The organism is Microbacterium indicum DSM 19969 (assembly GCF_000422385.1).
GTDB lineage: Bacteria > Actinomycetota > Actinomycetes > Actinomycetales > Microbacteriaceae > Microbacterium > Microbacterium indicum.
Genome location: NZ_AULR01000012.1, coordinates 42,980 through 56,820, shown reverse-complemented (window position 1 = coordinate 56,820; position 13,841 = coordinate 42,980). Strand labels below are relative to the sequence as shown.

12 protein-coding genes are annotated in these 13,841 nt (G+C 71.2%); 11 read left to right on the top strand and 1 reads right to left on the bottom strand.

Annotated elements, in window-relative coordinates; translation table 11 throughout:
* Positions 1–18 precede the first annotated feature (18 nt).
* The 6 genes from H576_RS15140 (at position 19) to H576_RS0109340 (ending at position 6,415) form a co-directional block, all read left to right on the top strand.
* A complete protein-coding gene (locus tag H576_RS15140) occupies positions 19–879 on the top strand; it encodes an SGNH/GDSL hydrolase family protein (protein ID WP_051172536.1) in 861 nt (286 codons plus the stop codon).
* 155 nt (positions 880–1,034) lie between these two features.
* Complete coding sequence (locus tag H576_RS0109360) at positions 1,035–3,296, top strand: polyribonucleotide nucleotidyltransferase (RefSeq protein ID WP_029150727.1); 2,262 nt, start codon at positions 1,035–1,037, stop codon at positions 3,294–3,296.
* Positions 3,297–3,430: 134 nt separating this feature from the next.
* Positions 3,431–4,444 carry an aldo/keto reductase gene (locus H576_RS0109355; RefSeq protein ID WP_029150726.1) on the top strand — a complete coding sequence of 338 codons (1,014 nt, stop codon included), beginning with the start codon at positions 3,431–3,433 and terminating at the stop codon, positions 4,442–4,444.
* 85 nt (positions 4,445–4,529) lie between these two features.
* On the top strand, positions 4,530–5,132 hold the full coding sequence (locus H576_RS0109350) for a histidine phosphatase family protein (protein ID WP_029150725.1): 603 nt from the start codon (positions 4,530–4,532) through the stop codon (positions 5,130–5,132).
* A gap of 33 nt (positions 5,133–5,165) precedes the next feature.
* Positions 5,166–5,963 carry a 4-hydroxy-tetrahydrodipicolinate reductase gene (gene dapB, locus H576_RS0109345; RefSeq protein WP_029150724.1) on the top strand — a complete coding sequence of 266 codons (798 nt, stop codon included), beginning with the start codon at positions 5,166–5,168 and terminating at the stop codon, positions 5,961–5,963.
* Positions 5,960–6,415: a tetratricopeptide repeat protein gene (locus tag H576_RS0109340; RefSeq protein ID WP_029150723.1), complete on the top strand. Its 456-nt coding sequence runs from the start codon at positions 5,960–5,962 to the stop codon at positions 6,413–6,415. The genes dapB and H576_RS0109340 overlap by 4 nt, the downstream gene beginning before the upstream one ends.
* Before the next feature lie 5 nt (positions 6,416–6,420).
* On the opposite strand, the gene H576_RS0109335 is transcribed toward H576_RS0109340, so the two are convergent.
* Positions 6,421–6,843, bottom strand: coding sequence for an OsmC family peroxiredoxin (locus H576_RS0109335; protein ID WP_029150722.1), 423 nt, complete (start codon positions 6,841–6,843; stop codon positions 6,421–6,423).
* 88 nt (positions 6,844–6,931) lie between these two features.
* Here H576_RS0109335 and H576_RS0109330 point away from each other — a divergent pair, with 88 nt between their 5' ends.
* The 5 genes from H576_RS0109330 to H576_RS0109310 all read left to right on the top strand — a co-directional run bounded on the left by H576_RS0109330 (position 6,932) and on the right by H576_RS0109310 (position 13,826).
* Positions 6,932–7,738 (top strand): thymidylate synthase, encoded by an 807-nt coding sequence (locus tag H576_RS0109330; RefSeq protein ID WP_029150721.1) that lies wholly within the window; start codon positions 6,932–6,934, stop codon positions 7,736–7,738.
* Positions 7,739–7,740: 2 nt separating this feature from the next.
* Complete coding sequence (locus tag H576_RS0109325) at positions 7,741–8,253, top strand: dihydrofolate reductase (RefSeq protein WP_029150720.1); 513 nt, start codon at positions 7,741–7,743, stop codon at positions 8,251–8,253.
* 10 nt (positions 8,254–8,263) lie between these two features.
* On the top strand, positions 8,264–9,241 hold the full coding sequence (gene dapA, locus H576_RS0109320; protein ID WP_029150719.1) for a 4-hydroxy-tetrahydrodipicolinate synthase: 978 nt from the start codon (positions 8,264–8,266) through the stop codon (positions 9,239–9,241).
* Positions 9,242–9,274: 33 nt separating this feature from the next.
* Positions 9,275–10,951 (top strand): ribonuclease J, encoded by a 1,677-nt coding sequence (locus tag H576_RS0109315; protein WP_029150718.1) that lies wholly within the window; start codon positions 9,275–9,277, stop codon positions 10,949–10,951.
* Positions 10,952–11,024: 73 nt separating this feature from the next.
* Positions 11,025–13,826, top strand: a complete 2,802-nt coding sequence (locus H576_RS0109310; protein WP_029150717.1) for an FtsK/SpoIIIE family DNA translocase — start codon at positions 11,025–11,027, stop codon at positions 13,824–13,826.
* Positions 13,827–13,841: the final 15 nt, after the last annotated feature.

Below are 13,841 nucleotides of genomic sequence, written 5' to 3'. Positions count from 1 at the left end.
TGGTGGGATGCTCGGATCATGCGCGCTCCCGTGAACCGCCCGCCGCGGTGGCGTCGCGTGGTCGCCCTCGGCGACTCGTACACCGAGGGCATGAGCGACACCGAGGGCATGCCCCCGGGCGAGTTCCTCGGCTGGGCCGACCGGCTCGCGACGATCCTCGCGGCCGCGTCGCCCGAGCGCGAGATCCGCTACGCGAACCTCGGCGTGCGCAGCAGGCGGGTGAGGGACCTGACGACCGAGCAGGTGCCGGCGGCCCTCGCGCTGGATCCCGACCTCGTCGTGATCTTCATGGGCGCGAACGACCTCGTGAAGCGCGGCGCGCGGCCGCGCGACCTCGTCGTCGAGTACGACGCGGACGTCGGGCGGCTGCGGGACGCCGGCATCGACGTGCTCATGATCGCCCCGTACCTGCCGCAGGAGGCGGGGGCGGGCTTCCTCGCGCGCCGCTTCGACGACTTCGCGGACGGACTCCGCGACGTCGCCCGCGGGCGGGGCGCCCTCCTCGTCGAGGTGCGGCGGTTCCCTGATCTCAGCAACCGCGACAACTTCGCCGACGACAGGGTGCACTATCGCTCGTCGGGCCACCGGCGCCTCGCGTTCCGCTGCGCCGAGCTCCTCGGGGTGCCGGACGCCGCGCACCTCGCGGGTCTCGACGACGACCTGCACGAGGATCCCATCACGCCGATGCTCCTGTGGTTCTTCCAGGACGCGATCCCGTGGGCCTGGCGCCGCGTGCGCGGGCGCACGGCCGGGCTCGACAAGCTCGCGAAGCACACGGGCTATGTGCGGGTCACGGCGGCGGGGCTCGAGCCGGGATCGGGGGAGCGGCCTCCCCGGGCCGGAGACGGAGACACTGCTAGGCTGGAGACCAACAACTGAAGAATTCGCGGAGCAGGCTCGCAGGAGCTGGTCTCTGGAAGCGACCTCCCGGCACGGCCGGTGGATCACTCCTGGTGGCCAGCACGTAACTCCTCGCTCCTGCTCCCTTCGTCTGTCCGCGCGCGGCGCGGGCACCACAGAAGGAGAGAGACCTCGTGGAAGGTCCTGAAATCACCGCTGCGGAGACCGTTCTCGACAACGGCCGCTTCGGCACCCGCAAGATCCGCTTCGAGACCGGCCGCCTCGCGCAGCAGTCGCAGGGCGCGGTCGCCGCGTACCTTGACGACGAGACGATGCTGCTCTCGGCCACCTCGGCCGGCAAGCACCCCCGGGAGGGCTTCGACTTCTTCCCGCTGACCGTCGACGTCGAGGAGCGCTCGTACGCCGCCGGCAAGATCCCCGGCTCGTTCTTCCGTCGCGAGGGACGCCCCTCGACCGACGCGATCCTCGTCTGCCGCCTCATCGACCGGCCGCTGCGCCCGTCGTTCGTCTCGGGCCTGCGCAACGAGGTCCAGATCGTCGTCACGGTGCTCTCGATCGCGCCGAACGAGTTCTACGACGCCCTCGCGATCAACGCCGCCTCTGCGTCGACGCAGATCTCGGGTCTGCCCTTCTCGGGCCCCATCGCCGGCGTGCGCCTCGCGCTCATCCCCGGCATGGGCCAGAACGAGGACCAGTGGGTCGCGTTCCCGAACGCCGAGCTCCTCAAGGAGGCGGTGTTCGACCTCATGGTCGCCGGCCGCGTCCTCGACAACGGCGACGTCGCGATCATGATGGTCGAGGCCGAGGCCACGGAGGGCTCGTGGGAGCTCATCCGCGCCGGCGCGACCAAGCCGAGCGAGGAGATCGTCGCGGGCGGCCTCGAGGCCGCGAAGCCCTTCATCAAGCAGCTCGTCGAGGCGCAGGCAGAGATGGCCGCGAACTCGACGAAGGCCCCGCTCGAGTTCCCGACGTTCCCGGCGTACGCGCCCGAGACCTTCGACGTCGTCCGCGCCGCCGCGTTCGAGAAGCTCGGCGAGATCTACAAGATCGCCGACAAGCTCGAGCGCCAGTCGGCCGACGACGCCCTGAAGGACGCCGTCAAGGCCGAGGTCGCCGCCAAGGTCGAGGCGGGCGAGCTGCCCGAGTCGGCGAACGGCGAGGTCTCCGGCGCCTATAAGTCGGTCACCAAGGAGGTCGTGCGCGGCCGCATCCTCACCGAGGGCGCGCGTATCGACGGCCGCGGCGTCGCCGACATCCGCCCGCTCGACGCCGAGGTCCAGGTCATCCCGCGCGTCCACGGCTCGGCGATCTTCCAGCGCGGCGAGACGCAGATCCTGGGCGTCACGACGCTCAACATGCTCAAGATGGAGCAGCAGATCGACTCGCTCTCGCCGCACACGTCGAAGCGCTACATCCACCACTACAACTTCCCGCCCTACTCGACGGGTGAGACGGGCCGCGTCGGCAGCCCCAAGCGCCGCGAGATCGGGCACGGCTTCCTGGCCGAGCGCGCCCTCGTGCCGGTCTTGCCGTCGCGCGAGGAGTTCCCCTACGCGATCCGCCAGGTCTCCGAGGCCCTCGGATCCAACGGCTCGACGTCGATGGGCTCGGTCTGCGCCTCGACGCTGTCGCTGCTCAACGCGGGCGTGCCGCTGCGCGCTCCCGTCGCGGGCATCGCGATGGGCCTCGTCTCCGAGCAGGTCGACGGCGAGACGCGCTACGCGGCTCTGACCGACATCCTCGGCGCCGAGGACGCGCTGGGCGACATGGACTTCAAGGTCGCGGGCACGAGCGAGTTCGTCACGGCGCTCCAGCTCGACACGAAGCTCGACGGCATCCCCTCGCAGGTGCTCGCCGGCGCGCTCACGCAGGCGCGTGAGGCCCGCCTCACTATCCTCGACGTCCTGAACCAGGCGATCGACGCCCCCGACGAGATGGCGCCCACGGCGCCGCGCGTCATCAGCGTCCAGATCCCCGTCGACAAGATCGGCGAGCTCATCGGCCCCAAGGGCAAGACGATCAACGCGATCCAGGACGAGACCGGCGCCACGATCTCGATCGAGGAGGACGGCACCGTCTACATCGGCGCGACCGACGGCCCCGCGGCCGACGCCGCGCGCGCCCAGGTCAACGCGATCGCGAACCCGACGAACCCCGAGGTGGGCGAGCAGTACCTCGGCACCGCCGTGAACCTCGCGAAGTTCGGCGTCTTCGTCTCGCTCCTCCCGGGCAAGGACGGCCTGCTGCACGTCACCGAGCTGCGCAAGCTCAACGGCGGAAAGCGCGTCGAGAACATCGAGGACGTCGTCTCGGTCGGCCAGAAGCTGCTCGTGCGCATCTCGAAGGTCGACGACCGCGGCAAGCTGTCGCTCGAGCTCGTGCAGGACGACGAGGAGAAGGCGGCCGAGCCCGCCGAGGCCCCTGCCGAGGCCTGATCCCGCATCCGCCCCGAGGGCCCGTCGCGTTCGCTGCGACGGGCCCTCGGCCGTTTCCGGAACGTTTATCGGATCGTGAGGATGTCGCGGGACGGTCACGGCCGCCCTCCCTGTTAGATGGGGACGGGGGAAGAATGGATATCGGATTCAGGGCGTCTCAGGGCGCAGAGCAGGATCGACGGCACGACGCGTCGCACGGCATCGTCGCGGAGGGCGGGGCGCACCCGTCGGCCCCGCTGCCCGAGGTCGGCCCGCCGATCGGTCGGGGCGTCCGCGTCGACCTCGGCCGGTCCGGGGCGCGGGTCTTCCCGCTCGTCCTCGGCACGTCGGCGTTCGGGACCGCGGTCGACGAGCGCACGGCGGTGTCGGTCCTCGACCGCTACGCCCAGGCCGGCGGCAACGCGCTCCACGTCTCCGACGACCTCGGTCGCGCGTCGGCCGAGGCGGTCGGATCCTGGATCCGCTCGCGCGGCGTCGCGCGCGACGTGTCGGTCATCGCGCGCATCGGCCAGTCGGGCGGCGCCGCGGGGCTCGACCCGCGCGGAGTGCTCTGCGCCGTCGACCGGCTGCTGCGCGATCTCGGCACCGAGCGCATCGACGTGCTCGTCCTCGACGCGGGGTCGGGGCATGCCGCGCACCTCGAGGACGTGCTCCAGGCGGGGGAGCGGCTCATCGCCCAGGGCTCGGTCGGCGTGCTCGGCGCCGCGGGCTTCGACGCGACCCAGCTGATCGACGCGCGCGTGCTCGCCTCGGGCGGGTACCCGCGGATCGAGGTCCTCGACGTCGCGTACGGGCTCGGCGACCGGCAGACCTTCGACGGCGAGCTGCGCATGGTCGCAGCTCCGCAGGGCATCGCCGTCCTCCCGACGCAGTCGGTCCCGTACGGCGTGCTGGGCCGCCCCGAGGCGCGCCGCCCGCGCCTGTTCGACCGGCGCACCCGTGCGATGCGGATCCTCGACGAGGTGGCGGCCGAGCTGGGTCTGCCGGCGTCGGCGGTCGCGTTCGCGTGGGTGCTCGCCCAGCCCGGCGTCTCCGCGGCGTCGGTCGAGGCCACCGCCCCGCACCAGATCGACGCGCTCGCGCGCGGCGTCGGCGTCGCCCTCACCCGGGCGCAGCTCGCGAAGCTCGACCGCGCTGTCGCGCGATAGGGTGGATGCGCAACGGCGCACCATCCCTCGCGAGATGCTCTGAGCGTCGTCGCGCCCGGAGACACGTACGACGAAGCGAGCCGCTGTGACGCACTACATCTATCTCGTTCGGCACGGAGAGCAGCAGGACGCCGAATACGGGCTCGACGACGGACCCCTCTCGCCTCGCGGCGTGCGCCAGGCCGAGCTCCTCGCCGACCGGCTCTCGGGCGTCCCCTTCGACGCCGTGTGGCACTCGCCGCTCGTCCGCGCGACGGAGACGGCGCGGATCCTCCAGAAGCGCATGCCCGCGATCGACCCGCAGCCCAACGCGCTCCTGTTCGACTGCGTCCCGACGGGCATGACCGAGGAGACCCCCGCGGCCTTCGAGCCGTTCTTCGGCGGCGTGACCGACGACGAGGTCGAGGCGGGCAAAGCGCAGATGGCCGACGCCGTCAACGAGTTCCTCGTCCGCAAGTCGGGCGACGTGCACGAGCTGCTCGTGACGCACAACTTCGTGATCTCGTGGTTCGTCCGCGAGGTCCTGGGCGCCGCCGAGTGGCGGTGGATGACGCTCAACCAGTTCAACTGCGGCCTCACGGTCCTGGCGCAGAAGCACGGGCGGCCCTGGACCGTCGTCAGCCACAACGACGGCGCGCACCTCCCCTTCGAGCTGCGCACGGGCCTCCCCGAAACGCCACTCGTCTGAGCCGCCGCCCGCACCATCCGTAGGATTGACCCCATGACACGAGTCGCGATCGCCGGCGGAACAGGCAAGCTCGGCGGGATCATCCGCGAGGTCGTCGAGGCGCAGCCCGGCTTCGAGGTGCACGCCGTGCTCTCGTCGTCGAGCGACCTCTCCGAGATCGAGGGCGCCGACCTCGTGGTCGACGCGACGACGCCCCAGATCTCGGGCGAGGTCGTGCGCGCCGCGATCGACCGCGGCATCAACGTCCTCGTGGGGTCGAGCGGCTGGTCGATCGACCGCATCGCGACGATCCGCCCGCTCGTCGAGCAGGCGGGCGCGGGCGTCGTGATCATCCCGAACTTCTCGCTCGGCTCGGTCATCGGCTCGGCGATCGCCGCCGCGGCCGCTCCCTTCTTCCCCTTCGCCGAGATCGTCGAGGCGCACCGCGACACCAAGGTCGACTCTCCGAGCGGCACGGCCGTGCGCACGGCAGAGCTCATCGCGGCGTCGCGCGAGACGCCCGTCGAGGCGCCGCACGTCGACCAGCGCGCGCGCGGCCAGCAGGTCTCGAGCGTCCCCGTGCACTCGCTGCGGCGCCCGGGTGTCATCGCCCAGCAGCAGACGATCCTGTCGGGCCCTGGCGAGTCGCTCGCGATCGTCCATGACACGGCCGACGCGGCCGCGGCCTACGCCCCGGGCATCCGCCTCGCGCTCGACGCCGCGGTCGACGCGGCCGGCGTCGTCGTGGGCCTCGAGAACTTCGTCGACATCGGGATCGGCTCTCCGCGCGCGCACGCGACGAAGTCCGTCTCCGACGGCGCGGCGTCGGGCCAGGTGGCGGCGACCGCGTGAGCACGCGCATCGGCGTCGCCGTCATGGCGGTCGTCTTCGCCCTCTACATCTGGCTGCTCGGCGGCCGCGGCGTCGCGCTCATCGGCGCGGGGATCGACACCGGCGAGACCGTCGCCGTCGTCATGGGCGCGGCGATCCTCGTGTTCCCGCTCATCGGGATCTGGGCGCTCGGGCGCGAGCTCTGGTTCGGATGGCGCGCCGACCGGCTCGCGAAGCGGCTCGAGGACGAGGGCGGCATGCCGTCGGACGAGGTCGGCCTCCGCGCGTCGGGTCGAGTCGTCCGCGAGGACGCCGACGCGGCTTTCGGCGCCTATCGCGACGCGGTCGAGGACCGGCCGGGCGACTGGCGCGCGTGGATGCGGCTCAGCGTCGCCTACGGGGCCGCGGGCGACGCGAAGCGCGCCCGCGCCGCGGTGCGTCAGGCGATCCGCCTGGAGCGCACCGCGGCCTGAGCGGGCTACGCGAGCGTCGCCTCGATCGTGATCTCGATGCCCGAGAGGGCCTGCGAGACGGGGCAGCCGGCCTTGGCCTCGGCGGCGATGCGCTGGAAGTCGTCCTCCGAGAGGCCCGGGACGGTCGCCTGCACGTTGAGGTGGCTGCCCGTGATCCCCGTGCCGGGGACGAAGGTCACGGACGCGGTCGTCGAGATCGACTCGGGCGCCGTGCCGTTCTCGGTCAGCGCGTTCGAGAACGCCATCGAGAAGCACGACGAGTGCGCGGCGGCGATGAGCTCCTCGGGCGTCGTCGTCGACGTCGACCCCTCGCTGCGCGCCTTCCAGTTGACGGGGAAGGTGCCGATCCCCGACGCCGCGGCGACGGTTCCCGAGCCCTCGAAGAGGGTCCCGGTCCAGGTGGTGGTGGCTTCGCTGGTGACAGGCATGATGAGCTCCGTTGCGGTGTCGATGGGCGGGGTTCCGGGCCCAGCCTAATCAGCCGCGATGGCGCTCGATAGCCGTAGTCTTGATCGCATGACAGGCGCGATCCCCACCCCCTACGAGGACCTGCTCCGGGAGGTCCTCGAGACGGGGACCCCGAAGTCCGACCGCACGGGGACGGGGACTCGCAGCCTCTTCGGGCGGCAGATCCGCTACGACCTGTCCGCGGGCTTCCCGCTCCTCACGACGAAGCGCGTGCACTTCCGCTCGCTCGCCCTCGAGCTGCTGTGGTTCCTGCGCGGCGACTCGAACGTGCGCTGGTTGCAGGAGCGCGGCGTCTCGATCTGGGACGAGTGGGCCGACGAGAACGGCGACCTCGGTCCCGTCTACGGCGTGCAGTGGCGCTCGTGGCCGACGCCGGACGGCGGGCAGATCGACCAGATCGCGAAGGTCGTCGAGCAGATCCGCAGCAACCCGGACTCGCGTCGCCACATCGTCACGGCCTGGAACCCCGCCGAGGTCGACGACATGGCGCTCCCGCCGTGCCACGCGCTCTTCCAGTTCTACGTCGCCGACGGCCGCCTCAGCTGCCAGCTGTACCAGCGCTCCGCCGACATGTTCCTCGGCGTCCCCTTCAACATCGCGAGCTACGCGCTGCTGACGATGATGATCGCGCAGCAGACGGGCCTCGAGCCCGGCGACTTCGTGTGGACGGGCGGCGACTGCCACATCTACGACAACCACGTCGAGCAGGTCGAACGGCAGCTCGCGCGCGACCCGTTCCCGTACCCGCGGATCGAGATCCGGAAGGCCGACAGCGTCTTCGACTACGACCTCGACGACTTCGAGGTCGTCGGGTACGAGCACCACCCCGGCATCGCGGCGCCGGTCGCGGTCTGATCATGCCGACGATCCGCTCGATCTGGGCCCAGGCGTCGACGCGCGCGCTCGGCGTCGACGGGGGCATGCTCTGGCATCTGCCCGAGGACATGGCGTACTTCAAGCGCGCGACGAGCGGCATGCCCGTCGTCATGGGGCGCCGCACCTGGGAGTCGTTCCCCGACCGGTTCCGTCCGCTGCCCGACCGGCCGAACATCGTCGTGACGCGCGACCCGGACTTCGACGCGCCCGGGGCCGAGACGGCCGCGACGCTCGAGCAGGCGATCGTCCGCGCGGGCGTGCACGACGACGAGATCTGGGTCATCGGGGGCGGGCAGATCTACCGACAGGCCATGGACCTCGCCGACGAGCTCTGGGTGACCGAGGTCGACCTCGCGGTCGAGGGCGACGCCTACGCCCCCGAGATCGACGACGCGTGGGAGGTGCGCCGATCGCTGCCCGAGGCCGCGGGGGAGTGGCTCACGAGCGCCGCCGGCACCCGCTATCGGTTCCTCGTGTACAGCCGCAGGCAGTAGCCTGAGGGGTATGACGACCGCGCCCAATCCCTTCGGCCAGGTTCTCGTCGCGCTCATCACGCCGATGACGCCCGACGGCGAAGTCGACTGGGACGCGACCGAGAAGCACATCGACGACGTCATCTCGTCGGGCGCCGACGGCGTCGTCGTCACGGGCACGACGGGCGAGACCTCGACGCTCACCGACGCCGAGAAGCTGCGCCTCGTCGAGGTCGGCAAGAGCGTCTCCGCGGGCCGCGCGAAGATCATCACGGGCGGCGGCTCGAACGAGACCGCGCACGCGATCGAGCTGTACCGCAAGAGCGAGAAGGCCGGCGCCGACGGCATCATGATCGTCACGCCGTACTACAACAAGCCGACGCAGGCGGGCATCCTCACCCACTTCCGGCTCGTCGCCGACTCGACCGACCTGCCGGTCATCCTCTACGACATCCCCGGTCGCACGGGCGTGCCCATCCGGTACGAGACGCTGCTGCGGCTCGCGAAGCACCCCAACATCCTCGCGGTGAAGGACGCCAAGGGCGACTTCAGCGAGGTCAGCCGCGTGCTGAACCAGACCGACCTCCTGTACTTCTCGGGCGACGACGCGAACGCGCTGCCCCATCTCTCCATCGGCGCCACGGGCCTCATCGGCGTCACGGCGAACATCGCCGCCGGCCCTTATCGCACCATCGTCGACGCGGTCAACCGCGGCGACCTCACCTCCGCCACCGAACAGCACAAGAAGCTCGAGCCCCTCGTGCGCGCCGTCATGACGCACGTGCCGGGAACCGTCAGCGCCAAGTACATCCTCCACGGCCTCGGCCGGATCTCGAGCCCCCGCGTGCGCCTGCCGCTCGTGGGTCCCGAGGAATGGGAGGCCGCCCTCATCGAAGACGAGCTCGCGCTCGTCTCGGGCGTCGACGGCGTCGACTTCTCGAACTTCCGCCCCGACCGCAACGCGGCCGCGGGCGGCGCGCTGCCGAAGGTGCCTGGCACCACTCGGTGACGACCACCCTGCGCACACGCGCGGAAAGGCACAATGTCCACTCCTGTCTTCGATCCGCCTGAACTCGAGCCCGGAACCCTCCGCGTCACGCCCCTCGGCGGGCTCGGCGAGGTCGGCCGCAACATGGCCATGTACGAGTTCGGCGGCAAGATCCTCATCGTCGACTGCGGCGTGCTCTTCCCCGAGGAGACCCAGCCCGGCGTCGACCTGATCCTCCCGGACATGGGCCCGCTGCGGGATCGCCTCAGCGACGTCGTCGGCCTCGTGCTGACGCACGGCCACGAGGACCACATCGGCGCCGTCCCCTACCTCCTCCGTCTGCGCGAGGACATCCCGATCTACGGCTCGAAGCTGACGCTCGCGCTCACGGCGGCCAAGCTCAAGGAGCACCGGATCACGCCGCGCTCGCACGTCGTGCGCGAGGGCGAGCGCGCGCAGGTCGGCCCGTTCGACCTCGAGTTCATCGCCGTGAACCACTCGATCCCCGACGCGCTCGCGGTCGCGATCCGCACCGAGGCGGGCCTCGTGCTCCACACGGGCGACTTCAAGATGGATCAGCTGCCGCTCGACGGCCGCCTGACCGACCTGCGCGCCTTCTCGCGCCTGGGGGAGGAGGGCGTCGACCTCTTCCTGCCCGACTCGACGAACGCCGAGGTCCCGGGCTTCACCCCCACGGAGGCCGAGATCGGCCCCGTCATCGACCAGGTCATGGCGAAGACCACGGGTCGCGTGATCGTCGCGAGCTTCTCGAGCCACGTGCACCGCGTGCAGCAGGTCGTCGAGGCCGCGCACAACAACGGCCGCCGCGTCGCGCTCCTCGGTCGATCGATGGTGCGCAACATGACGATCGCCGAGCAGCTCGGCTACCTCGACGTCCCCGAGGGGGCGCTCGTCGACTACAAGAAGTCCCACGACATCCCCGACGACCAGATCGTCTACATGTCGACGGGCTCCCAGGGCGAGCCCATGGCCGTCCTGAGCCGCATGGCGAACGGCGACCACGACATCCAACCCGGCGAGGGCGACACCGTGATCCTCGCGTCGAGCCTCATCCCCGGCAACGAGAACGGCGTGTACCGCGTCATCAACGGCCTCATCAAGCTGGGCGCGAACGTCGTCCACAAGGCCAACGCGAAGGTGCACGTGTCGGGCCACGCCGCGGCGGGCGAGCTGCTCTACTGCTACAACATCCTCAAGCCGAAGAACGTCTTCCCGGTGCACGGCGAGTGGCGCCACCTCACCGCGAGCGCCAACCTCGCGCAGAAGACGGGCATCCCCGAGCAGAACACGATCGTCGGCGAGAACGGCACGTCGATCGACCTCCGCGACGGAGAGGCCTGGGTGTCGGGCCAGTACGACATCGGGTTCGTCTACGTCGACGGCTCGACCGTCGGCGCGATCACCGACGCCGACCTCAAGGACCGCCGCACCCTCGGCGAGGAGGGCTTCGTCTCGGTCATCGTCGTCGTCGACAAGAAGACGGGCGAGATCGTCTCGGGCCCCGAGATCCACGCCCGCGGCATCGCCGAGGACGACCGCGTCTTCGACAAGATCAAGCCGAAGATCGTCAAGGCCCTCGAGGAGGCGGCCCAGAAGGGCGTGCGCGACAACCACGCGCTCTCGCAGGCCGTGCGCCGCACGATCGGCCGCTGGGTGGGCACGTCGCTGCGCCGCCGCCCGATGATCGTCCCGGTGGTCATCGAGGCCTGACGGGCCGCCCCGGAAACCCCCGACAGAGCGCGCCCTGCGGCCGTTTGTCGGGGGTTCGCCGTAGCGTTAGGGCATGGCTCCATCGTCCTCCGCGCCCCAGAAGTCCGCGCAGAAGGGTCGCGGGGCCTCCGCGAAGGGGGCCCCGCGCTCGTCCGCGCCCGCTCCGAAGTCGTCGATCGACGGCTTCGAGACACCCGCCCTGCCCGTGCGCGCCTGGAACGGTCTCGCGCGCGCCGTCGGCGGGCTGTTCCGCGCCTTCGGCACCGAGGATCTCGAGCGAGCCGATCGGCGCGACGGGTTCCCGCTGCTCCTCGTCCTCCTCGCGATCGCGGGCGCCGTCGTCGAGTGGTTCCTCATCGGCCAGCCCGTCGCGGTGAACCTCAGCGCGTACACGTTCGGCCTCGTCATCGGCCGCGTCGCGTTCGTCTTCCCCGTCCTCCTGATCCTGCTCGCGGGGTGGCTGTTCCGTCATCCGTCGTCGGTCTACAACAACGGGCGGGTCGGCATCGGCTTCGCGCTCCTGATCATCGCGGTCGCGGGCATGTGCCACGTCGCGCTCGGTCGGCCCTCGCCCTCCGAGGGCATGCCGGCGCTGAGCGCGGCTGGCGGCGTCCTGGGCTGGCTCGCGGGCCAGCCGCTCGCGATCGTCCTGACCGACGTCGGGGCCTACGTCGTCCTCGGGGTCGTCGTCGCGCTGAGCCTCATGATCCTCACGAAGACGCCGCCCAACCGCATCGGGCGCCGCCTCGGCGACCTCTACGCGTGGATGTTCGGAGAGGAGCGCCGTGCCGAGGCCGAAGAGGCCGCGGCCGAGGCGCCGACCGAGGTCATCGACGAGCGGCCCCGCCGCGGCCGCAAGGCGCGCGGCAAGAAGGACGAGCTGTTCGACGGCGCAGACGAGCTGCCCTGGTGGCGCCGCAACGCGACGGGGCGCGAAGAGGACCCCGACGCCGTGACCGAGCCGCAGCAGCTCACCGAGCTGCTCGGCGAGCAGCGCGACGGCGGCTACGCCCAGGCGATCATCACGGCTGACCCCGAACCGGTCCCCGAGCCCGCGGTCGACCCCGCGGCGGCCGCGACCGAGGTCCTCGACAGCCCCGCGCTGCGGAGCCTCCGCGACGAGGCGAACGCCGGCGGCGGCCTCGACCTCATGGGCGACGACGACGGCGCATCCGACGACGAGTTCGGCGGCATCTCGGGCTTCGGCACCGACGGCCCCGGCGCGCGCGGGCCGCAGCCGCCCGAGGCCCCCTACGTCCTGCCGTCGCCCGCCGCGCTCTCGGCTGGCCCGCCGTCGATCGTCAAGTCCGAGGCGAACGACCGCATGGTCGCGCAGATCGAGAGCGTCTTCGAGCAGTTCAAGGTCAACGCGGGCGTCACGGGCTTCTCGCGCGGACCGACCGTGACCCAGTACGAGGTCGAGCTCGGCCCCGGCGTCAAGGTCGAGAAGATCACGCAGCTCGCGAACAACATCGCCTACGCCGTCGCGTCGAACGACGTGCGGATCCTCGCGCCCATCCCGGGCAAGAGCGCGATCGGCATCGAGATTCCGAACGTCGACCGCGAGACCGTCGCGCTCGGCGACGTGCTGCGTTCTCCCGCGGCGCAGAAGTCGACACACCCCATGACGATGGGCGTCGGCAAGGACGTCTCGGGCGGCTTCGTCGTCGCGAATCTCGCGAAGATGCCGCACCTCCTCGTCGCCGGTTCGACGGGGTCGGGAAAGTCGAGCTTCGTCAACTCGATGATCACGAGCATCCTCATGCGCGCGAAGCCGAGCGAGGTGCGCATGGTGCTCGTCGACCCCAAGCGCGTCGAGCTCTCGGCCTACGCGGGCGTGCCGCACCTCATCACGCCCATCATCACGAACCCCAAGAAGGCGGCCGAGGCGCTGCAGTGGGTCGTGAAGGAGATGGACATGCGGTACGACGACCTCGCGTCGTTCGGGTACCGCCACGTCGACGACTTCAACCAGGCGCTGCTCGCGGGCGAGATCCAGCTCCCCCCGGGCAGCGAGCGCGTGCTCAAGCCGTACCCCTACCTCCTCGTGGTCGTCGACGAGCTCGCCGACCTCATGATGGTCGCCCCGCGCGACGTCGAGGACTCGATCGTCCGGATCACGCAGCTCGCGCGCGCGGCCGGCATCCACCTGGTCCTCGCGACGCAGCGCCCCTCGGTCAACGTCGTCACGGGCCTCATCAAGGCCAACGTGCCGTCGCGCCTCGCGTTCGCGGTCACGAGCGTCACCGACAGCCGCGTGATCCTCGACGAGGGCGGCGCCGACAAGCTCATCGGCCAGGGCGACGCGCTCTTCTCGCCCATGGGATCGTCCAAGCCGTTCCGCGTGCAGGGCGCGTGGGTCACCGAGGACGAGATCCACTCGGTCGTGCAGCACGTCACGGGGCAGGCGCGCCCCGAGTACCGCTCCGACGTCGCCGAGGCGATCGACGCCCCGAAGAAGGAGATCGACGAGGACATCGGAGATGACCTCGAGGTGCTCATCGCGGCGGCCGAGCTCATCGTGTCGAGCCAGTTCGGGTCGACGTCGATGCTGCAGCGCAAGCTGCGCGTCGGCTTCGCGAAGGCGGGGCGCCTCATGGACCTGCTCGAGTCGCGCGAGGTCGTCGGCCCGTCCGAGGGCTCGAAGGCCCGCGACGTCCTCGTCACCCCCGAGCAGCTGCCCGAGGTCGTGGCCAGGCTCAAGGGCCAGGAGCCCCCGGCCGCGCCCGTGACGGCACCGACCGCGGCGATGCCCGAGCAGGAGCAGGGCGACGCGCGCTACGACTCCGACCCGATCGAGGCGCAGTTCCAGAACCGCCCCGTGATCGACGAGGACGGCGACGAAGACGCGTGGCAGCTCACGGGCCGCGACTGACCGGGCACTGACAGA

Excerpts from the sequence above, each read along its gene's own strand:
- H576_RS0109310 (WP_029150717.1), top strand. The coding sequence starts at position 11,025 with ATGGCTCCATCGTCCTCCGCGCCCCAGAAGTCCGCGCAGAAGGGTCGC.
- H576_RS0109325 (WP_029150720.1), top strand. The coding sequence starts at position 7,741 with ATGCCGACGATCCGCTCGATCTGGGCCCAGGCGTCGACGCGCGCGCTC.
- H576_RS0109335 (WP_029150722.1), bottom strand. The coding sequence starts at position 6,843 with ATGCCTGTCACCAGCGAAGCCACCACCACCTGGACCGGGACCCTCTTC.
- dapB (WP_029150724.1), top strand. The coding sequence starts at position 5,166 with ATGACACGAGTCGCGATCGCCGGCGGAACAGGCAAGCTCGGCGGGATC.
- H576_RS0109355 (WP_029150726.1), top strand. The coding sequence starts at position 3,431 with ATGGATATCGGATTCAGGGCGTCTCAGGGCGCAGAGCAGGATCGACGG.
- H576_RS0109330 (WP_029150721.1), top strand. The coding sequence starts at position 6,932 with ATGACAGGCGCGATCCCCACCCCCTACGAGGACCTGCTCCGGGAGGTC.
- H576_RS15140 (WP_051172536.1), top strand. The coding sequence starts at position 19 with ATGCGCGCTCCCGTGAACCGCCCGCCGCGGTGGCGTCGCGTGGTCGCC.
- dapA (WP_029150719.1), top strand. The coding sequence starts at position 8,264 with ATGACGACCGCGCCCAATCCCTTCGGCCAGGTTCTCGTCGCGCTCATC.
- H576_RS0109315 (WP_029150718.1), top strand. The coding sequence starts at position 9,275 with ATGTCCACTCCTGTCTTCGATCCGCCTGAACTCGAGCCCGGAACCCTC.